The following is a 20,802-nucleotide window of genomic DNA, read 5'->3' as shown; positions in this document are numbered from 1 at the left end:
AAACACACACCACGCGCGTCGCGAGCCTGTCAGGGCCTTCGCGATGCGCGCGTGTGTGCCATCGGCCAGTTCCGATTTACTTTCCTTTGCTTCACAGCAAGGCAGGAAACAGCTCGAACGTCGCATACAGCACCGTGAAGCTCACCAGCGCCGACACGGGCAGAAACGTGGCGAGGAACCCCGAATCGAGCTTGCGTTCCTGCGCGAAGATCAGCGTGAGGAAACTCGGCGGCAAACAGCTCGAAAGCAGAATCACGGCACGCGACGCGGACGACGGCTCGAACAGCAGCACGAACCCAAGCGCGATCAGATATCCGAGCACGATTTTCGCGAAGGTCAGCGCGAGCGAGATCGCGAGATACTCCTTGCGGAACGTGAAGCGCAAGCCGAGTATGCCGAGCACCGCAGGCAGGATCAGATAGCCGGCCGCATTGAGCACCGAGGCGATCGCCGCATTCAGGTGCACGCCGGAAACGTTCAGCGCGAGGCCCGCGATCACCGCCATCGGAATCGGCCCGAGCAGGAAGTCGCGAACCAGCTTGCCCGACAGCTTCCCTTGCGCGCCGTACAGACACGCCACCAGATACGTGACCGTAAACAGCAGCAGCGCATGCACGATGTCGAACACGAAGAACTGCGGCAACAGCTTCGTGCCGAACAGCGACAGCACAAGCGCGAGCCCGATACTGCCGCCTTCGAGCGTGCCGAATGCGATGACCGCCGCGCCCGCCGTCTGCCGTTTCACACCGAAGAAGCGCGCGGCAAGCGCGGCGATGGCGAGCAACGTACCGACCACGAATACGTTCGCCGCGGGCAGCAGCATCACGTCTCTCGACAGATGCAGCTGGCTCATGGCCGCAACGATCACTGCCGGCAGCAACACCCACGAGATCAGCGACGACAGCACCGACACCGCTTTCTCTCCCGCGACTTGCAGTTTCTGGCTGCCGAAGCCGGCTGCGAAACACAGCAACGAAATAACGAATTGGGCAGTCATGAGTTCCTCGCACGCGGTTCGTCACGCAGACCGCCGATGCACAGGCCCGGCAGCATATAGCCCGCGACGCGCGCGGCACGCCACTCGGCGCGCAGTTGCGCGAGCACGCTGCATACACCGTAGCCGGCCGGTTCGTCGGCAATATGGCCGCCCTTTTCGGCAACGCACTGCTTGACCGCGCGCTTACCGTTCGCCACAGTGTGCGGCACGACGCCATCCGAGCGCATGATGCCGAGGTCGTTTTCGCCGTCGCCGAAGAAGTGCACGACCGCGTCTTCGGGCAGCAGCCGCAGCAGGTTCGACTTGTCGATGCCGTCGGGCACGACGTCGAGACCGCCGTCGCCGTCCGGATAGGCGAACACGCTGAGCCGCAAGCCGTGACGCGCGACGAATTCGTCGATCACACGCTTCGCCGCCAGCGATTCGCCGCCGAACTTCTTCGACCAGATCGAGCGCTTCGGTTCGTCGCGAGACGGCGGCAACGCGAGTTCGCCGACATGCGCGATGAAGAACGCCAGGTCCGTGCCTTCGGAAAACACATACTCGCGGCCCGTGTGCGGAATCACGATATGTCCGCCGTTTTCGCAGCAATACATCCACGGCTCGAGGCCCAGCCCCGCGCAAACTTCTTTCAGCACGTCGTAGCTTTTGCCGGACGCGATAAAGACCTTCGCGCCGTCCTGCTGCATGCCGCGCAGTTGCTCGACGAGCCGCGCGGGAGCCGGCAAGCCGGGCATATCGATCGTGCCGTCGCGATCGAGACCGATAAAGATCCTAGACATGGCTCACCTCGCTCATCAAGCGCATCTCGGCCGCGGCGTGAAGCAGATGGGTCCGCACGCCGACCAGCGGCTCGGCATGCAGCGGTACGTGTTCGGGCTCGATCAGCGCGAGCGCGCTTTCCGATGCGTTGACGGCCAGCGACAGCTTCGTCGGCAGCACGCAGACGACGCCATCGGCAATGCGTTCGACAAAAGCGCCGTTCGGCCGCTTGCCGACACCAAGCTCGGCGCTTTCGGTCTTCTGCGCGAGGTACAGCGTGCGTTCGCTCGCTGCCGCGTGCAGACCCGGCAGCACCGACTTCAGCGCGCCCAGTTGCGCGTGCAACCGGTTCGCATCGACCGTGGGCTGCCTGCCGTTTTCGAGCACAGGGTCCGTGCCATGCGTGTAGAGCAGCACCGGCGATCCGTTCGCTTCGTACTGCGGGGCGATAAACATCTGCGCATCCGGGATGACGATGCTCGAATTGGACACGGGCCCGCGCATCGCGAGCACCTGGCAGCTGCGCGTCTGCACGGGCACGTCCTTGCGCACGTCCGGCAGCATGCCGATCAGCTCCGGCGTGCCGGCGCCCGCGCACAGCACGATATGGTTCGTGTCGATCGTGGCGTCGCCGACGCGCAGCCGGTAGCCGCTGCCGCATTGCCCGATCGAGTCGATCGAGCCGAACCTGAGCGACCCGCGATTGCGCTGCACGAGCTTCGCGAGCATTTCGCGGCCGTCGAACATCATGTGCGGGAAGCGGTAAATATGCGCGAGGCGGTTTCCTTCGAGAATCGGCGGGCATGTCGTGACCGACGCATACGGCACTTCGCACAACGTCCACATCCCGGTCCACGCGGCCGGGTCGCCGACGAAGCCGACATACGAGTCAGTGGAACGCACATTGATGCGCAGGCGGCGCACGAGCTCGCACCACTTCGGATACGCTTCGTGCAGCTGGTCGATCAGGTCGCGCTCGGTATAGAAATGGCCTCGGTGGATATAGAACTGCGAGCGCAATGTCTGGCCGTCGCCAACACGCGGCTGACGGTCGATGCAGCACGCGTTCAACCCATGCGCAAGCGCCTGGTCGAGAAGAACGAGGCCTTGAATCCCTGCTCCGATAATCACGCAATCGTATTTCACGGTAATTCCCCTTTTCGATAGAGCCGCTGGCCCTGGGTATTCGCTGCGGTGGACGGCACGGCTGCGTGCGTGTCCGCCGCGAATACGCCGACGTGAGGCCCTGGCAGAGTGCAGTTGCCGGCTCACCTGAACACGGCATACGACGTCGACGCAACGCATCGTAGAAGCCGACAATGATTTGAAAATGAGGACTGCGGGAGCGGACGCGCCAGGTGCTGGCCGCAAACGAAAAAGGGTGACGCAGCCTTCGCTGCATCACCCTTCGATGAACCTGTTCGAGGTTCGCTTCAGTCTTGCCCGGACTTTGCGCCGAGCTCGAATATCAATCGCTGCGACTGCAGATCGGTCCAGCAGGCAGGCCCGGCTCATCCGGCGCGGGCTCGTTCTCCGCTGGGCCATTATCGGCGGGTCCGTTCTTCCGTCTGAGCGACGCAATGTCGATGCGCCGCTTCAGGCGCTTGAGCGTATTGCCCGCCGCACACGCGGATACGCGATTCACGAGCGCGAACAGATTGCGGTCGCGCCCTTGCGCGAGCGCCGCGGTCGCACCGCCGATGCCGACCTTCACGAGGCAATGCATGGCGTGGCCGCCGCCGCGCGGTCCATCGACATCTTCGAGATGCACGCTCACGTGTGAAATGCGCCGCGCGATACGCGCGAAGCTTTCGCTGATGCGCGAACGCACATGCTCGCGCAGCGCATCCGATTCGCGACGCGATAGACAAAGGCCCGAGGTTTGAATGCTGATTTCCATGGTGGACGTCTCCTTCGAGGTCACATTCCGATCCCAAGTGGGTAGCCACCAATCTACGGTGCCGCGCGCGCGGCGAACAGTCGAATTTTTCTGACGATCGGTTCGGTTCGTTCGAAGCACAACACGCACGAGGCCACAGGAAACGCTTCATACACGCTTGCCGCACAGATCCTTCGCGATGCTCACTTTCGCCTCATTTTCGATCTCTACGATGCAAGCCATCGACGGGCCACGCCTCTTCCAGCCTCAGCGGGCAGGGCAAAAACCATCGGTTCCCGAGCACGTCGACTGGATCGCGGCCGCACATCCGCCGGACCGCGAGCGTTTCACGAGTGATTGGAGAAACATCATGTTTGCGTATTTTCTCGAAAAGCTGGGCGAATGGATCGAGCGCGCTGAAGAGCGGCGCCGTCACGACTATCTTGCTCGGGCCTCCGACCTGGCCGACGTCGAGCGGCGCATGCGCCGCATCGAACGTCACGGCTATTCGTTCTGAACGCCGCGCGGGCTTTTACATCGACACCGGGCCCGCGCCGCGCGACACGTAAAACCGTCCCGGTTGCCAGGGGAAACGCCATGAAATCCGAACCGCTTTCACACTGCCCCGCTCGAGCCGAAGCGGCCGTGCTGCGCATCGACTTCAGCACGCGCACGCATGCCTCGACGAGCAGCGCATCGATGCAGAGCATGGCCCCGACAGCCGCCGCAGCGCCCGGTCTCCTTGCACGCATGCGTGCCGCTCTGCTCGCGGTTTTCACGCGCGACAGCGATACGTCCGACCATCGATGCCGTTGCGATGTGGAGGCGCGTCTGCTCGAACTCGAAACGCACAAGCTGAATGCGCAGTTGCTCGGCAATCCGCGCGACTAGTATCCGGCGCCGCTGCAGAGAGATCGCCATGAACTTCAAACACCTGTACTACTTCTGGATGGCCGCGCGCACCGGCGGCATGATCCATGCCGGACAGCGGATTCATATCACGCCGCAAACGCTGAGCGGCCAGATCAAGGTGCTCGAAGCGCGCCTCGGCTGCCAGCTGTTCGAGCGCGCCGGGCGTAATGTGCAGTTGACCGAAGCAGGCCGCCTCGCCGCCGGCTATGCCGAGGAAATCTTCCTGCTCGGCGAAGAACTCGAAGGTGCGCTGAAGCGCTACGCGAATGCGAGCACAGACGAAGGCATGCGCGCGCGCTAAACTGATTACCACTGCGCCTGCGCCGCCACGTCGACCCATACGTGTCGTCAAAACCGCCGCAGCTCATTCCCGTCGCCCGTTTTCATCAGACGATTCCATTCAGTAATCGCACGGTTTTTCGTTTTCGACTGAATAGCTTTCCCCTTCGATATATGCGAAACGCGCGCGCAGGTAAGATCAGCTTGACCGCCCGTCTCGAACCGACACGTCGCCTGACGCGACACGGCCGCCCTGTGACCACGCGCAACGACCACGCATCGTGATCACAGCAAAGGCGCACCCAGATCGGCAAACGGCCAGCTACCGCATCGACGATCGAGTGACTTTGTGACCTTGTCCGGAAGCCATGACTTCGCTCTTTGAAGCGACACCACGCAGCAACCGCTGGCGAGACGTATGGGTGCGCTGGGTGCGCGCCGATCTCTCTCATCCGTCCGATGCGTTGCGCCGGCTTGCGTTCGGCTGGGCGGGCGGATTCGTCGCGCTCGGCCTGCTCGGTTGGGTGTGCTACAGGCTTGGCCTGAATCCGATTGCCGCGGAATCGATCTTTCTGATTGCGGTCGTGCTGATTTCGCTCGTGGGCAGCTTCGTGATGTCGATCGGGCTTTCCATCATGGCCGTGCTGTTTATCGACTACTTCTTTGTCGCGCCGGTCCTTACCTTCGAAATCCAGTACAAACAGGACATTCCCGCATTGGTGACGTATCTGATCGCGGCGTTCGCGATCACCGGGCTCGTGCGGCATGCGCGCATGCTCGGCGTGACGCAACTCGAGCAGGCGCGACTGCTCGATCTCACGCACGACACGATTATCGTGCGCGACATGGACGGCACGATCCTGTTCTGGAATTACGGCGCCGAGGAGATGTATGGCTGGAAGAAACGCGATGCGATCGGCGAGAACATTCATCTGCTGCTCAAGACGCGGTTTCCGGCGTCGCTCGAGGAAGTGACCGCCACGTTGCTGCGCACCGGCCGCTGGGACGGGGAACTGATTCATACGCAGCGCGACGGCACGGTGCTCGTGATCGCGAGCCGCTGGTCGCTGCAGCGCAACGGCAGCGGGCGTGCCGCCACGATACTCGAGACCGGCAACGACATCACCGCGCGCAAACAGGCCGAAGAAGCGCTGCGGCGCAGCCAGGCGACCTATCTGGCCGAAGCGCAGCGCCTGAGCCGTACGGGCAGTTTCGGCTGGAACGTATGGAGCGGCGAGGTGCTTTGGTCCGAACAAACGTTCCGCATTTTCGAATTCGATCCGGGCATCGTGCCGACGCTCGAACTCGTGCTGCAACGCGTGCACCCCGACGACGTCGAACGGTTTCGCGACACGATCGGCCGCGCGTCGACGCACAAGCACGATTTCGACTTCGAGTTTCGTCTGGTGCTGCCGGACGGGGCAGTGAAATACCTGCACGTGGTCGCGCATGTGATGAAAGACGAGCCCGAGCGGCTGCATTATGCCGGCGCGATCATGGATGTGACGCAAGCGCGGCAATCGGAGCAGCAACTGCATCACGCACAGGCGGAGCTTGCGCGCGTCACGCGCGTGACGACGCTCGGCGAGCTGTCCGCGTCGATCGCGCACGAGGTCGGACAGCCGCTCGCGGCGATCGTCACGAACGGCGAAGCGTGCCTGCGCTGGCTCGACAATCGCACGCCGCAACCCGACGAGGTACGCGCGGGCGTGAGCCGCATCATCGGCGAAGGACGGCGCGCGACCGAAATCGTGCGGCGCATCCGCACGCTCGCGAAGAAGGACACGGGGCAAAGGGTGCCGCTCGAGCTCAACGATGTAGTGAACGACGTCGTCTCGCTCACGCAGCGCGAAGTGCTGAGCCACCAGGTGCCGCTGCGCGTACGGCTCGCGCCGCTCCTGCCGCCGGTGCTCGGCGACCGCGTTCAGTTGCAGCAGGTGCTGATCAATCTCGTGATGAATGGGATTCAGTCGATGGAAGGCGTGACCGGATGGTCGCGCGAGCTGTCGATCGAGACCGCCCTCACGGCGGACGGCGACGTTCGGCTCGCGGTGCGCGACTACGGCAGCGGGATCGACCCTGGCCACGCGGAACGCCTTTTCGATGCATTCTTCAGTACGAAGGCGCATGGCATGGGCATGGGCCTGTCCATCTGCCGTTCGATCATCGATGCACACGGCGGCAGAATTTCGGCTTTCAACAACGAAATGCACGGTGCGACATTCGAGTGCATCCTGCCCCCGCTTGCAAAAAACATCGTATAACCGATAGCAATGTCGCGGCATAGCCACGCATACAGGAATATTTTTTCCGCCGAACTGCTTTAACAGCAAAAGCGAAACAACTATTATTTATACTGCATGCAAACTTGACATCAGAGAACCGACAGCGGCTAATGAGATGCGGTAGGGTCTCCCGCTATAGTTGGAGGGACACATGAATTCGCAGCAGCTGCTTTCAACTTCCACTAGCGTGACAGCGCAGGCGACTCCGTCGGTGGTCTATGTCGTCGACGACGACGAAGCCATGCGCACCGCGCTGGGCGCCTTGTTGCGCTCGGTCGGCCTGCGTGTGGAAACCTTCGCGTCTTCGCGTGCGTTTCTCGATTACCCGAAATCCGACGTGCCGAGTTGCCTTGTGCTCGATGTCCGGTTACGCGGCGAAAGCGGCCTGGCATTCCAGGAAGAAGCCGCGAAGACCGATATGCGCATTCCGATCGTCTTCATGACGGGACACGGCGACATCGCCATGTCGGTCAAGGCCATGAAAGCAGGCGCACTCGATTTCTTTACCAAACCCTTTCGCGATCAGGACATGCTCGACGCGGTCGCGCATGCGCTCGCGCAGGACGCGAAGCGCATCGACGCCGAGCAGGCCATTGCATCGGTGCGCTCGTGCTACAACACGCTCACGCCGCGCGAACAGCAGGTCATGGAATATGTGGTGGTCGGTCTCATGAACAAGCAGATCGCTGCGGAAATGAAGCTCTCCGAGATCACCGTGAAGATCCATCGCGGCCAGGTGATGAAGAAGATGGAAGCGCGCTCGGTGGCCGATCTCGTCAGGAAAGCGGAAGCGATCGGCATCGGCACGCACGGTGAACGCGCGTCGTGACGCGCGTGCTTCGCGGTTGACGACCTATGGACTGCCGAGCGCGGTGGTCAGCCAGTGCGCGATCACGTTTGCGTCGACCGGTTTTTCGAGCAGGGCCAATGCGCCTTGCGCCTGGGTTTGCGCATGCAGAACGGCGGTCGGAAAAGCGGTGATGAAGATGGTCGGCGGCGCGCAGCCCTGTTTCAACAGGCAATCGAGCAATTCAATGCCCGACATTCCCGGCATACGGATATCGGAAATCAGAAACGAAGTTTGATTGATCTGGCCGGAACTGAGATACGCCTCTGCGGACGCAAAATCGTTGACATCCCAGCCAAACGAACGGATCAGGCTTGCGGTTGCGAGACGCACCGCGTCGTCGTCATCGACAATGCTAACAATGTGGGACGTATCCACGCGGCGGACCCTGAGTCTGGAGAATAACTCTGCAAATTTACGGATCCAGGCCGTGCCTTTTTCTCTTTGATTTCAAGAGAATAGATCGCGGGATGCGGCCCGCAAATCATACAAACGTATAGCAAAACCGCCCATTGTGCGGCGGCACGTCGATGACTCGCATCAAGTAGTCGAATTATTCAAATTACATAGCGCTATAAAAACGGCATTCGCGCGCGTTCTTTCTCACGCTTTTATATGCAGGGCCAATTCAATCGATTAATACGAGGCCGTGCATAACTGGCGCAAATATGAATAGCGGCGATTTTGCGCCATAGAATCGTCAAACTCGGTGCCGCGAAAACAACCGTTACTTCATTCTGCAAGGCCAGCCGCCGGCGCTGTCGAAGTCGCGCTGATCGACAGATGCCGCCGGCTGGATTCAACACGAGATCAGTTGCCTGCTTCGTGCTTGCTGAGGTTGTTCTTCACCGACTTGACGCCCGTCACGCTTTGCGCGACCGTCGCGGCTTGCGCGATCTGCGACTCATCCTGGACGGTGCCGTCCAGCGTCACGACGCCGCCGCGCGCCACCACACGAATGTCGGACGACTCGATCTTGTGCGTCGTCAGTGCGTGCCGCACTTGAGCCTCGAGCTTGTGATCGGCATGCCACTTCTGCTTATGGGTCGGCTTCGCCATCGGCGCAGACGCCGCGGTATCGTCCTGCGCATGTGCGGCCTGGATGCCGAACGACATCATCAGGGCAATACTGGTACCGACCAACATTTTCAACGGCTTATTCACGTGAACCTCCATCGTTGCCAAGGGTGTTTAGTTTTCCGGGCGCCGGCGGCGCCCGTTTCTTTGCTGCTGATCTGCTTTCTTCGTTGACTTCTTTTCTTCAACCCGCTTTGTTTTCAACCTGTGGCTTCAACTTCAAGCTCCGGCTCGCCGGCTTCTTCGCCGATCGGCGCGACGAGCACGCATGCCGCGAGCATCATCGAGCCGGCATTGGCCGGTGCAAGCCGATAGTGCGACGGACGATAGACCGCGTCGCCGCGGCGGATCTGCTGCCCGCTCAAAGCACAATAGCCGTCACTGGACGCTCGTGCAACGCGCCAGACCTGATCGCCATAATGGCACGAGGTCGGATCTCCCCATGTGACAATCGCTGTTCTGCTGGTCGGCCGCTCGAGCACCCTGATGTGCGCGCCGCGTTTATCCGACGCGCACGCAACCGCCGCAACGCGGCGGTGCGCGCTGCGGCGTGCGGAAACCCTGACGCCTGGTGGGCGGGCGAGGCTCTGGCCCGACGATGTTTCTTCCGTACACGATAGCGAATCGAGCAGACACAGGGTCTGCGACCACGGATCGGTCCGGCTGTGTTTCGCGTGCATCGAGCAGTCCCCCATCGTCGCTCGTGGAGGTCCTCGCGCGCTGCAATCCGCGAAGGCCACTTCAATTCAGGCGGTTCCGCTACGTTAGCGCGTTATCCGGCCAAGGGCCATTCCACTAACGTGTTACATCGCGCTACACGAAAGTTGAGCGGGGTGATACGAAGGTTTAAGCGGGCGTCGTTTTGAGGTGAACGCGTTGCGTGAGACGTTGTACGACGGACCTCAGACCTGCAGTTCGCCTTGCTTCGAGTGCGCCGCGAGCGGCGCGGCCGGCCGTTCATGCGCAAAGCGCTGGCCGGCATCGCGCAGGCCCGGACTGGCGCGCCGCACGGTGGCCGCTTCGCACTGGCCAAGCAGCCAGCCGCAGCATGCCCAGAACATGAGCGCAGTGGACTGCCACATGAAGTCGTCTGTCATATTCTTTGCGAGCATGCCGAGCAGAAGCGCAAGACCTGCGCGGCACAGCATCGGGCGTGTAACGCGCACTGCGTAGAAGCGCCGGCCGATGCTCGCGAACAGCACGAGCTGCAGCGCGAGACCGATTACGCCGGTTTGCAAAAGCGTGTTCAGAAACAGATTATGCGCATGCGTCTTTACGTTCTCGTCGAGCTTGAACAGCGCAGCAGGAACCAGATGCCCATAGGCGAGCGCGGGCAGCGGCTTGCCGAAGCCGACGCCTAGCCACGGATGCTTACGCAACTGGCTCGCATAGAAAGCCCAGATTTTCGGGCGCGTGTCGCGCGAAGTCGCCTCGTCGATGCCGCCCAGATGGTCGAGGCGTTCGAGCAGATCCGGCGACGCTGCACCATTCGCGGCGCGATACGAATCGGCATGCGGCGAGTCGGCCGGGCGCTGCGTCACGCTCGTGCCGCTGCCCTGCGCGATTGCTGCCGGCACGAGCGCCATCAGGCGCATCTGGTTGCTCAGCAGCGTCGCGCACGCAATGGCGACGAGCATGGCGCCGAGCATCAGATACGCGCGGCGCCGCGCTTCTTTCGAGCCCGCGCGCGGCCACAGCAGTACGACGCCGACCACTGCCAGCGCGATCCAGAAGAACCGGTTGAGCGTCGCCGCGCCGATCACGACGCAAAACAGCACACCGACCACGCCGGGCAGCCGCGTGTTGCGCACTGCCGCCATCGCGGCGAACACGGAGATTGCCATCAGCGCGACCGTGCTCGTATGGCCGACGCGCGCGTAAAAGTGCAGCAGGCCCGGCTTCGGCGCAGCGGGATCGAGAAAATGGAAGCCGACGACGCTCGCGACTGCGAGCGCGCCGCACGCGAGCCACGACGCGGCCTGCATGCGCCGCTGATGCATCGCCTCGCGGCCGAGCAGCCAGAACGCGAAAAAGCACACGCCCGGATAGGCGATTTCATCGAGCCACGCATGCAGCGTCGCTTGCGGGTCGACACTCCAGATGGTGGATAGCAGCGCCCATCCGGCCCACAGGCCGAGCGGTAGCGATAACGGAAAGCGGACCTCGCGCGGCGCGTGCACGAGCGAATGAACGACGAGGAATACGGTGATCGCGACGACGACACCGATGGCGGCGAATTTGATCGCCATCATATGATCGAACATCACGACGAACAGAAGCACGGCGCAAAAGGCGGACAGCACTTCCCCGACCCAGGATCTCAGCCTTAGGTTCACGGTAATTTTTCCTTCGAATTTCGGGCTGAAGACGATTTTACGCGATACGCAAGACGGTTACGTGTCGTGCATACCTAATTTGGCTTACACGTGCGGTCAGAATGACTGGATTTCGCGTGCGCGCGGACTCATGAGAAAATAACGGCCGCTTACACGCCGTGCCCTTATAGCGAAGCGTGAATCCGCCGCGGCCGTCCACGGGGTGCCGCGCTTGCCGCCGACGACCCACTGCTCAATGAAAAATATTTCCGCGGCCCATGTCGCCGTTCTGATTCCTTGCTACAACGAAGAAGCGACGATCGAGGCCGTCGTCCGGGACTTTGCGGCGCAATTGCCCGGCGCGCGCGTCTATGTGTTCGACAATAATTCGTCCGACCGGACCATCGAACGCGCGTCGAAGGCCGGCGCGATCGTGCGGCGCGTTGCCTATCAGGGAAAGGGCAATGTCGTGCGCCGCATGTTCGCCGATGTCGATGCGGTCGTCTATGTGCTTGTCGACGGCGACGATACGTATGACGCGGCCGATGCTCCGGCGTTTATCGACCGGTTGATCGACGAAGACCTCGATATGGTGGTCGGCGCGCGCGTTTCCGATGAAGAACTCGCGTACCGGCGCGGCCATCGCTTTGGCAACGTGATGCTCACGCGTTTCGCGGCGCGCATTTTCGGCAATTCGTTTTCCGACATGCTGTCTGGATACCGGATCTTCTCGCGCCGCTTCGTGAAGTCGTTTCCCGCGCATTCGACGGGCTTCGAGATCGAAACCGAGCTCGCCGTGCATGCGCTCGAATTGCGGATGCCGGTGGCCGAGATCAGCACCGCTTACCGGTCGCGGCCTGAGGGCTCGGCCAGCAAGCTCAACACGTATCGCGATGGCGCTCGCATTCTGTTGATGATCCTGCGTCTCTTCAAGGTCGAGAAACCATTGCTGTTCTTTTCGATCGGATTTGCCGTGTGCGCGCTTGCGTCGATACTGCTTGCGGTGCCGGTGTTCGAGACCTACGTCGAAACGGGGCTCGTGCCGCGGCTACCCACTGCCCTGCTGTGCGCCGCGCTGATGCTATTCGGCACATTGCTGCTCGTTTGCGGGCTCGTGCTCGATACGGTTACGCGTGGGCGCGCGGAAGCCAAGCGGTTCGCATATCTGAGCGTGGGCGCTCCTTCGAATGCGCTCCGGCAATCGGCGTCTTTACCGAATGAATAGTCAGCTCTTGCGATTCGTCATCGTCGGCACGGTTGGGTTCGTCGTCGATGCTTCGGTGCTTTATCTGTGTCTGCATCTTGGTGCGGGGTATTACCTCGGGCGCGCGGTGTCGTTTCTTGCCGCGGTCTATACGACGTGGCAGTTGAACCGGCGGTTTACGTTTGCGCCGGCCAGGGGCGGTTCGATCTGGCGGGAAGGCGGGCGCTATCTGCTTGCGATGTGCGGCGGAGGGCTCGTCAACTACGGCGCGTATTGCGCGGCGGTCGCGGTGTTGCCGAAGAATGCGGTGCTGCCGTTGTTCGCGGTGGCAGCGGGGTCGCTTGCGGGGCTTGTTTTCAATTTTCTGGTGGCCCGGCATTGGGTCTATAAACCGGGGCATTAAAAGATGCAAACTGCTTCGAGGCCTCGTTCTTCACGTCACGCATCCGGATGGTTTGCGCGTCTCTGCGCAATCGATCTGAACAACGCGAGTGCGTTGCAGCGCGCGCGTATCGTCGTGCCATTGCTGTTCGGGTTGTATTCGTTGTGGCTCGGCGCCGACGCAAATTGGGATCTGTACAACTATCACATGTACAACCCGTTCGCATGGCTGCACGGCAAGCTGCTGACGGATATGGCGCCTGCGGGCGTGCAGTCCTACTTCAATCCGCTACTCGACACGCTGTTCTATCTCGCGAATACGCATCTGCCATCGCGCATGGTCGGATTTTTCATGGGGGCGCTGCACGGGCTGAGCTTCGTCTTCATCCTGTCGATCGCGCAGAGCACCCTTTCGTCTCTACCTGCCGAAGACCGATACCGCGTCCCGCTGTTGCTTGCCTTGGCCGGCTGTCTCACGGCCAATTTCCTGTCCGGGCTCGGCAACTCGATGGGCGACGACACGACGGCGCTTTTCAGCCTTGCGGCGTTGGCAGTGTTGCTGTCGAACTGGGAACGGCTGGGCGCCTGGGCCGGGCGTGCGACGGCGATCTGCGTTGCTGCCGGCGTGCTTGCCGGGCTGGGCGTAGGGCTGAAGCTGACCAATGCAGTCTATGCCGTCGCAATGTGCGCGGCGCTGTTGTTCTATCCCGCTCGAGGCGTCGTCAGGCTTCGCATTGCCTTCGTGTTCGGCGTGGGCGTACTGGTGGGCTTCGCCGCAACGGGCAGCTACTGGCTAGTCCACATGTGGAAGACGTTCGGCAATCCGCTGTATCCGCAATTCGGCGCGTACTTTCCTACTCCGCTCGCGCAGCCTGATGTGATGGGCGACCCGCGCTGGCGGCCACACGGATGGTTCGAGACGGTGTTGTGGCCATTCCTCTTCACGCTGAATTCGCACCGCGTCGGGGAAACGCCGATCCGGCAGATTATCTGGCCCATCGTTTATGTGCTGTTCTGGGTGTGGTTGGGCGTGGCCAGTATGCGGTGGATTACGCGCCGCCGCGCGACTGCAGCCACCATCGAGCCGCGTGCGCGCTTTGTCGTCGTGTTCGTGGCGCTGGGTTACTTCCTCTGGATGGAAGGCTTCAGCATTTATCGCTATATCGTTGTGGTCGAGGTGCTGGTGCCGCTTGTTGTGTGGGTGCTTGCGCAGAGGCTGCTACCGTATCGACCGGCACAGAGACTTGCCGGTTGGCTTCTGGTGATTGCAAGCGCCGTGGTTGTTACGGGCGGCGCGCGCACCTGGGGGCATGAAGGCTGGTCTGATCCGCTTTGGCATGCGGAATTGCCATCCATTGCGGAGCCGCAACGAACGACAGTTATTCTGGCGACAACGCGAGCGCGCGCGTGGGCTTGGATCGCGACGCTGTTTCCGGATCAAGTCGCGTTCACGCAAATCGACAGTAGCTTTCCGGCGGCCCCCGCGTTTTACAGTCGTATGCGTGAAGTAGCAAGGCAGCGGGGCGGACCAATCTACGCGATCGTGGACGGCGAATATAACTGGCGAATTGATAACGTCGCAGGTGCGAACGCAATCATTGACAAAATTGGATTTACGCGCAGCGAAAGCGGATGCAACGCGCTACGTTGGGTGGTGACGCGTCTGCATTTGCATGCAGCCATCGCGCCGTCGAAGGAGGCAGACAAACAATGCAAACTCGGCTTGCGGCCCGATGACGTTAGGGACATGACCGCGGAGAATCGAGCCGCCCTCGCACCAGCGCTGCCGATGTTCGAGCGTCACGGCTTTACGCTTGATCCATCGACATGCGTGCCATACCGGGCAGGCATTGGTAAAGGCACACTTCTCTATCAATGGTGCCGTGTGTCGTTACGCAACGGCCATTGATTTCACGCGATTCGCGGCGCGGCGATACCGGCCTGACTGTTCAAGTGTTCACCGCTTGTCGCAGCGCTGCGGCGATAGCCGCAGCCGAGCAGAATGCCGGCAAGCAGCACCAGCATGTGCCCTTCAGTGAAGTCGAGCAGCATCGAGTTAGCGAGACAACCGAGCGCAAATGCGGCGAGCCAAGCCAGGAGCAAATGTCTGGACCGTCGCTCGAGCGCCATCGCATCACGGGCGATTTGCACGAGCAGATTGATAAACAGCGCGATGCCGAGCCCGCCCAGCTGCACGCCTAGCAGCAGATATTCGTTATGGGGGTTATGAGTCGGCAGACCTTCCGCGCCAGTCTTGCCGGCAGTCAGCTTTTTGAACTCGGTGCCGAGGCCAGCCGTGCCGTATCCGAAAACCGGCCTTTGCTTGATCAGTTCCAGGCTCTTGCGGTACCACTCGAGGCGCAAACCAGATGAGGTCACGGCATCTGTCTGGCGATACTCCCGCACTTCCGAGGCCACCTGCAGCAATCGCCCGCTTGGCACCGAACACGCCACCGCCAGCGTCAACCCGGCAACCGCGATGAGACCCGCGCCGCAAAGCACCGGATGCAAGCGCAGCTGACTGCGGTTAATAAACGACAACCGCGCCGCCACAACCAGCAAGAAGATCAGTGCAACGATCTGCGCCGTTCGGCCCTGAAGCATCACGAGCACGTTGACGAATGCGAGCGCGGCAACCGCCGCCAGAACGAGGCGCCAACGGGAGCTGCGTGCCGCCAATGCCAGATCGGCAGCCTGGTAGAACAGAAGCGCGCTCAGCATGCCGCCTGAAATACGATTCTTGAACACCCATGCGCGTGTATCAGGCTCCAGCGGATTATGCGCGGGGCCAAGCGCGGTCAGGCCGATGTAGTTCGTCGTCGACAGCACGGCCACGACAGCGAGCGTCACGAACAGACTGCGGCGCACGATAGCCTGCCAGTTCGCGTCGGCGTCTTCGAAAGCGACGACGGCAAACGGCAGGATCAGCAGCTTCACATACTTGCCAAGCCAGGACCACGCTTCCGAATGCGGCGCCACGGTATAACCCACACCGACCAGCAGAGCGCCGAACAATAGCAGCGCCGACAGCGCCGAGCGGTGACGAAGCACCGACGGCAGATTGCGCCAGAACTCCGGAGCGCTAAGCAACACAAGCACAAAGAGCGCACACGCGATGTTAGTCACCGCTGTCGATATCGGCACCATGCAAAGCGCGAGAACCGCGCAGCCACGCGCAGCCGTGATGCGGTACGAGGGAGTTTTTCGGATGTCCTGCATCGATACTTGCAATTCACTGCTCCAATAAAGACGGTGTGTCGATCACATCCGCGTGCGGGTTCTCTTCAACGGCGCGCTCCGGTTCGTGGAGCCCGCGCTCGGCGCGCGTGGTGCCCTCAGCAAGCCGGGCAATCACACGTTCCTGGTTTTGCTTTTCTCTGTCTCGCGCTTCGTGTGCATGCCACAGATGCAGCACCTCCGTCGCACAGAATCCGTTCTTTCTCGCGACGCCCGCATTGTGCAGGCGAGCCACGAGATCGGCGTCTTCGTGTCCCCAGCCCGTGAAGGTTTCGTCGAAGCCGTTTATCGCTTCGATGTCCGAACGCCACGCGGCCAGATTGCACGTCTTGATGCCGCGCCAGACGAAACCATTCACCCGGCGCCGGGAGATATCAGGCAACCGAGTCAGCAACGGCAGCAACTTGTTGATCTGCCCCGTCGCGCGCTGGCGCAGCCAGAACCATGTCGACAGTTGATAAATCGGCAGACGTCGGGCGAGCGCCGCTTTAGTCAGCTTCTGGCCAAGCAAAACGCGGCTGCCGGTGACAACCGTACGCGGCGCCGCAAGCGCCCGGTGCCGCGCGATGAAATCGCGTTGAGGCACACAATCGCCGTCGAGGAAAATCAGGTACTCGCCACGCGCGCGCGCAATGCCCTTGTTGCGGCTCGCTGCTGCACGGAAACCTCTGTCCGGTTGCCAGACGTGAGTAACGGGCACCGCCGCCCGTTGTGCTATTCGCTCGATCATTTCGCGCGTCGACATGCCGGAGCCGTCATCGGCTATCACGATCTCGAAGTTGCGGTCCGTCTGCGCGAAGCATGCGTCGAGCACCAGTTGCAAAGCATCAGGACGGTTGTAGGTCGTGACGATGACCGAAATAAGCTCGTTGGTCTTTTTTATGTCTGCCATTTTTCACTTCTTTTTATGCTGGTTGGTTATTTTCAACCTTTGCCATTAGCCCCGCTAGCTTCTACTTCTTTTTAATGGCCCCCGCGAGCATTAGCTTCAGATAGCGATAATAGCTGCCCTCCGCGCTCGATATCGCGATTATAAGGCCGGCCCGTCCGTCGAGAAACCCTCGTTTAAGCACGTAACTGCGCACGAAGGTCCAAAATCCATGCCCCAAAGCGCGCGCGAGCCCGCCGTGCGCGCCCCGTTCAAGCCGTTGACGTGCGCCAGCGCTCGAATATGCGTTGAGTTTATGCAACACGGTGTCGAAGTCATCGTAGGAGTAATGCAACAACTTGCCAGTGAGATTTGCCGCAGGCGATTCGAATACGAGCCGCTCGTGCACGAGATCGTCTGAAAAGCGCGCCGCACCGCGTTTGAAAAGTCTCGGTATCCAATCCGGATACCAGCCGCTATGGCGCACCCAATGGCCGCAAAAATTCGATAAGCGGTCGACTGCATAAACTTCGGCGCGCGGCGCCTCAATCGCGGCGCGAATCGAGGCCGCAAGTTCAGGCGTCACGACTTCGTCCGTATCGATGGAAAGGATCCAGTCGGTGGATAGCGCGGCTAAGGCCCGGTTCTTTTGCGGACCGAAGCCCGGCCACTCGCGCTCGGCAAGCACGCGTGCACCATGCGCTTCGGCAATGGCCGCCGTGCCGTCGGTGCTGCCGCCGTCGATCACCACGATCTCGTCGGCAAATGCGGCGGCCTCAAGGCATTGCGCAAGGCGCGTTGCGCTATTGAGCGCGATGATCGCAACGCCCAAGGTCGGCCGGGACGAAGCACGCAACTGTTCTGGCATTGCACGGGTCTCGATGCAAAAGGAAAAGGAGTATACCGTTCCCTTACTGCAAGTTGGCTCGACGCCAAGCCCGCATTCCTATCGGGTTCCGCCGCTGCTAGAATGCCGCACTTGCCGATCCCATTCCATGCCCATCTCGACGCTTTTGATCGCGGGTTTGATTCCGGGCATCGAAACATTATCTGTGGGCTATCCATGAAGCGAATCCTCGTCATCAAAGTCACGTCACTGGGCGACGTCATTCAGGCGCAGCCCGTCGTCGCGGACTTGAAGCGCGCCTTTCCCGGCGTCGTGGTCGACTGGGCATGCGATGAAGTGTTCGCCGATGTCGCGCACTGGAATGAAGGCATTGACCGTGTGCTATGCGCGCCGCTGCGTCGTTTTAAAAAGGCGCGACGCTGGTCGGATTTCAAGGCGATTTTCGCGTCGATATCGGAATTGCGCGCGCACCGCTATGACGCGGTGATGGATATTCACGGGGTGTATAAAAGCGCAATCATCGCGTTTCTCACGCGTTCGGCGCGGCGCTATGGTTATCACTCGAAAAATCTCGGGGAACAGGGCGCCGCTTTTGCCTATACGCACCGCTTCGTGCCGCGACAGGACGTCAATGCATGGCAAGGCATGCGCGACACGGTAGCCGATGCGCTCGGCTATCGCGCCGACAATCCTGCCGTCTACAACCTGCGGATTCCGCGCCCGACCCAGCCGATCGTCGACACGGGCGGAGCTCCGCTTGCCGTGCTGTTTCATGCGACGTCCAAGGACGACAAGAAGTGGCCCACTGAACATTGGGTCGCGGTGGCAAAGGAACTCGTCCAACGCGGTTTCCATGTGGTTTTGCCTTGGGGTTCGACAGCCGAGCGCGAAGAAGCGCAGAAGATCATCGGGCAGGCGCCGCAAGCCCACCTGCTGCCGCAGTTGAGCGTGACCGCCATTGCACAGATGATCGACGCGTCGGCGCTCGTCGTAGGCGTCGATACCGGTTTCGCGCATCTTGCACATGCGCTCGGCAAGCGCACGGTCATGATCTTCACCGTAACGTCGTCCGTCCACTCAGGCAACCAGGCGCCCTACCGCTCGACGTCGATCGGCGGCGATGGCGTCGTGCCGACCGTCGCAGAGGTCGTCGAGGCGATCGACTATGTGCACAGTAGCGCCCCGGCTCAGAGTGGCGAGGTCAGCAGCGAAATACGCATGGAGTCCGTGGTTCGCAACTGAAGCGGCGCGCACATCCGCTTATACGGCCATGGCGGCGGCGGGCATCGGCGAGTGCGCGGCTACGTCGCGGACAGGCGCGTCGTGATGAGCAAACTCGCCGGCGCCACTACCTAGCCTGAACACCGCGACCGCCTGCCTCAAGGCATCGGTCTGTTCCTCCAGCGATTTCGCCGCTGCGGCAGCCTGTTCGACTAGCGCTGCATTGTTCTGCGTGACCTGATCGATCTGCGCGATCTCCTGATTGACCTGTTCGATGCGCGCACGCTGTGCATCGGCAGCGTCTTCAATTTCGCCCATGATGCCGGTCATGCGTTCGACGGCCAGACGCGCATCGGCCATCGTGCCGCCCGCTTCGCCGACCAGAGACGCACCGAGCTCGACCTGCGTCGCCGACTTGCCGAGCAGATCCTTGATCTCCTTCGCTGCAGTCGCCGAGCGCTGCGCGAGACTGCGAACCTCGGCCGCCACGACGGAAAAACCGCGGCCGTCTTCACCTGCGCGCGCCGCTTCAACCGCTGCGTTCAGCGCGAGAATGTTCGTCTGGAATGCGATCCCTTCGATCACGCCTGTGATCTCCGTGACCTTGCGCGACGAATTCGTAATGCCGCTCATCGTGTCGATCACGCGGTTCACGACATCCGCACCGCGACTCACTGTCTGGAGCGCACCCTGCGCGAGGCGGTTTGCTTCCTTGGCGTTTTCCGCGTTCTGGCGGACCGTCGAGGACATGTGCTCGATGCTTGCCGCCGTGCGCTCAAGCGCCGCGGCCTGCTGCCCCGTGCGATTCGACAGATCGAGATTGCCGGCCGCAATTTCCGTGACGCTATGCGCTATCGCGTTGCTGCCGCCTCGCACATCGGAGACCGTGCTCGCAAGGCCATCGCGCATCTGCGCAAGTGCCGCGAGCAGCTGGCCCATTTCGTTGCGCGAATGACTTTGCACGCCTACCGTCAGATCACCGGCGGCGATGCTGCGGAAATGCGCGATCGTTCGCTCGATGGGCCGCACGAACGCGATCGACATTGCGATACGCGCGAGCACGCCTATCGCGATCGCCGCCAACCCGACACCGCCGAAGGCGATCGCCGAGATGCGGAACTGCCGCGCGGCCGCTTCCGCGTCGCGGCGCTGGTTGTCGGCCTGGTATCGCTGTAACGCGTCGATCGCTTTGGCGTACGGCGCGTAGTAGTGGTCCGCGGTTTCGCCCTGGATCGTGCGGAACGTATTGAAGTCGTTATCGACAAGCGCCTTGTATTCGGGCTCGAGCGCCTCGGAAACGAGCGCGGCGCGCGCCTTGGCGGCCGTCTGCGCAAGCGCGCGTTCCTCGTCGCTGACGAACGCGCCATCGGCATAGGCACGGAAGTCGTTGTTCGAATCGGCAAGCAGCTTATGGGCGGCATTGAGCATCGCTTCGGTGGCCTTGCCGACGCTAAACAGCGTTTCATAGCTGCCAAGCGCAAGCCGAACCTGGAGCAGCTTTTCCGAACTCGCATTCAATGACGCGAGCGACGCCGAGCCGCGCTGCGCGTCGCGCAGACCGTCGTTGGTCGCCTTCAGCGAACCGTAACCGACGCCGATCACGGTCAGCAGCAGCGCGACGAACAGGACGATAATGAAAGTCAGTCCCCCGCGGATGGTGATGTGTTTAAGCATGTAATCTCCCGAACATG

Annotated in this window: 21 protein-coding genes; 9 read left to right on the top strand and 12 right to left on the bottom strand. The window is 61.6% G+C overall.

The window, feature by feature from the left end:
- Positions 1–91: 91 nt before the first annotated feature.
- The 4 genes from BTO02_RS07165 to BTO02_RS07150 all read right to left on the bottom strand — a co-directional run bounded on the left by BTO02_RS07165 (position 92) and on the right by BTO02_RS07150 (position 3,659).
- Positions 92–997: an AEC family transporter gene (locus BTO02_RS07165; protein WP_075156457.1), complete on the bottom strand. Its 906-nt coding sequence runs from the start codon at positions 995–997 to the stop codon at positions 92–94.
- Complete coding sequence (locus tag BTO02_RS07160) at positions 994–1,779, bottom strand: HAD family hydrolase (protein WP_075156456.1); 786 nt, start codon at positions 1,777–1,779, stop codon at positions 994–996. Before BTO02_RS07160 ends, BTO02_RS07165 begins: the two co-directional genes overlap by 4 nt.
- Entirely contained in the window at positions 1,772–2,905 is a 1,134-nt protein-coding gene (locus BTO02_RS07155) for an FAD-dependent oxidoreductase (RefSeq protein WP_075156455.1), read from the bottom strand. The genes BTO02_RS07160 and BTO02_RS07155 overlap by 8 nt, the downstream gene beginning before the upstream one ends.
- A 322-nt stretch (positions 2,906–3,227) precedes the next feature.
- Positions 3,228–3,659, bottom strand: coding sequence for an HPF/RaiA family ribosome-associated protein (locus tag BTO02_RS07150; protein ID WP_075156454.1), 432 nt, complete (start codon positions 3,657–3,659; stop codon positions 3,228–3,230).
- Between the two features lie 211 nt (positions 3,660–3,870).
- On the opposite strand from BTO02_RS07150, the gene BTO02_RS35040 reads away from it, so the two are divergent.
- The 5 genes from BTO02_RS35040 to BTO02_RS07125 all read left to right on the top strand — a co-directional run bounded on the left by BTO02_RS35040 (position 3,871) and on the right by BTO02_RS07125 (position 7,943).
- Positions 3,871–4,155, top strand: coding sequence for a DUF3563 family protein (locus BTO02_RS35040; RefSeq protein ID WP_232243477.1), 285 nt, complete (start codon positions 3,871–3,873; stop codon positions 4,153–4,155).
- 80 nt (positions 4,156–4,235) lie between these two features.
- On the top strand, positions 4,236–4,529 hold the full coding sequence (locus BTO02_RS07140; RefSeq protein ID WP_156883772.1) for a hypothetical protein: 294 nt from the start codon (positions 4,236–4,238) through the stop codon (positions 4,527–4,529).
- 28 nt (positions 4,530–4,557) lie between these two features.
- A complete protein-coding gene (locus BTO02_RS07135) occupies positions 4,558–4,851 on the top strand; it encodes a LysR family transcriptional regulator (RefSeq protein ID WP_075156452.1) in 294 nt (97 codons plus the stop codon).
- A 346-nt stretch (positions 4,852–5,197) separates the two neighbouring features.
- Positions 5,198–7,093, top strand: coding sequence for a PAS domain S-box protein (locus BTO02_RS07130; protein WP_075156451.1), 1,896 nt, complete (start codon positions 5,198–5,200; stop codon positions 7,091–7,093).
- A gap of 172 nt (positions 7,094–7,265) precedes the next feature.
- The gene (locus tag BTO02_RS07125) at positions 7,266–7,943 is read left to right on the top strand and encodes a response regulator transcription factor (protein ID WP_075156450.1); all 678 of its coding nucleotides are present in this window, start codon (positions 7,266–7,268) and stop codon (positions 7,941–7,943) included.
- A gap of 24 nt (positions 7,944–7,967) precedes the next feature.
- Here BTO02_RS07125 and BTO02_RS07120 read toward each other — a convergent pair whose 3' ends face one another.
- From BTO02_RS07120 to BTO02_RS07105, 4 genes are all read right to left on the bottom strand, one after another.
- A complete protein-coding gene (locus BTO02_RS07120; RefSeq protein ID WP_075156449.1) occupies positions 7,968–8,339 on the bottom strand; it encodes a response regulator transcription factor in 372 nt (123 codons plus the stop codon).
- Positions 8,340–8,771: 432 nt separating this feature from the next.
- Positions 8,772–9,125, bottom strand: a complete 354-nt coding sequence (locus BTO02_RS07115; protein WP_232243476.1) for a BON domain-containing protein — start codon at positions 9,123–9,125, stop codon at positions 8,772–8,774.
- A gap of 113 nt (positions 9,126–9,238) precedes the next feature.
- A complete protein-coding gene (locus tag BTO02_RS07110; RefSeq protein WP_075158663.1) occupies positions 9,239–9,718 on the bottom strand; it encodes a DUF3331 domain-containing protein in 480 nt (159 codons plus the stop codon).
- A gap of 222 nt (positions 9,719–9,940) precedes the next feature.
- Complete coding sequence (locus tag BTO02_RS07105; protein WP_156883771.1) at positions 9,941–11,374, bottom strand: O-antigen ligase family protein; 1,434 nt, start codon at positions 11,372–11,374, stop codon at positions 9,941–9,943.
- 235 nt (positions 11,375–11,609) lie between these two features.
- Between BTO02_RS07105 and BTO02_RS07100 the strand changes: the two genes are divergently transcribed.
- Genes BTO02_RS07100 through BTO02_RS07090 form a run of 3 tightly spaced genes read left to right on the top strand, consistent with a single transcriptional unit; the run spans position 11,610 to position 14,847 of the window.
- Entirely contained in the window at positions 11,610–12,578 is a 969-nt protein-coding gene (locus BTO02_RS07100; protein WP_075156446.1) for a glycosyltransferase family 2 protein, read from the top strand.
- Positions 12,571–12,960, top strand: coding sequence for a GtrA family protein (locus tag BTO02_RS07095; RefSeq protein ID WP_075156445.1), 390 nt, complete (start codon positions 12,571–12,573; stop codon positions 12,958–12,960). Before BTO02_RS07100 ends, BTO02_RS07095 begins: the two co-directional genes overlap by 8 nt.
- A gap of 3 nt (positions 12,961–12,963) precedes the next feature.
- Positions 12,964–14,847 (top strand): hypothetical protein, encoded by a 1,884-nt coding sequence (locus BTO02_RS07090; protein WP_075156444.1) that lies wholly within the window; start codon positions 12,964–12,966, stop codon positions 14,845–14,847.
- Between the two features lie 2 nt (positions 14,848–14,849).
- On the opposite strand, the gene BTO02_RS07085 is transcribed toward BTO02_RS07090, so the two are convergent.
- The 3 genes from BTO02_RS07085 to BTO02_RS07075 all read right to left on the bottom strand — a co-directional run bounded on the left by BTO02_RS07085 (position 14,850) and on the right by BTO02_RS07075 (position 17,911).
- The gene (locus BTO02_RS07085) at positions 14,850–16,157 is read right to left on the bottom strand and encodes an O-antigen ligase family protein (RefSeq protein WP_442953438.1); all 1,308 of its coding nucleotides are present in this window, start codon (positions 16,155–16,157) and stop codon (positions 14,850–14,852) included.
- A gap of 13 nt (positions 16,158–16,170) precedes the next feature.
- On the bottom strand, positions 16,171–17,067 hold the full coding sequence (locus tag BTO02_RS07080) for a glycosyltransferase family 2 protein (protein ID WP_083615024.1): 897 nt from the start codon (positions 17,065–17,067) through the stop codon (positions 16,171–16,173).
- Positions 17,068–17,128: 61 nt separating this feature from the next.
- Positions 17,129–17,911 (bottom strand): glycosyltransferase family 2 protein, encoded by a 783-nt coding sequence (locus tag BTO02_RS07075; protein WP_075156442.1) that lies wholly within the window; start codon positions 17,909–17,911, stop codon positions 17,129–17,131.
- A gap of 195 nt (positions 17,912–18,106) precedes the next feature.
- On the opposite strand from BTO02_RS07075, the gene waaC reads away from it, so the two are divergent.
- Complete coding sequence (waaC, locus tag BTO02_RS07070; RefSeq protein ID WP_075156441.1) at positions 18,107–19,132, top strand: lipopolysaccharide heptosyltransferase I; 1,026 nt, start codon at positions 18,107–18,109, stop codon at positions 19,130–19,132.
- Between the two features lie 18 nt (positions 19,133–19,150).
- Here the strand turns inward: waaC and BTO02_RS07065 are convergent, their stop codons facing one another.
- On the bottom strand, positions 19,151–20,785 hold the full coding sequence (locus BTO02_RS07065; RefSeq protein ID WP_075156440.1) for a methyl-accepting chemotaxis protein: 1,635 nt from the start codon (positions 20,783–20,785) through the stop codon (positions 19,151–19,153).
- Positions 20,786–20,802: the final 17 nt, after the last annotated feature.

Source organism: Paraburkholderia sp. SOS3 (assembly GCF_001922345.1).
Classification (GTDB): domain Bacteria; phylum Pseudomonadota; class Gammaproteobacteria; order Burkholderiales; family Burkholderiaceae; genus Paraburkholderia.
This window is presented reverse-complemented; position numbering and strand designations above follow the sequence as displayed.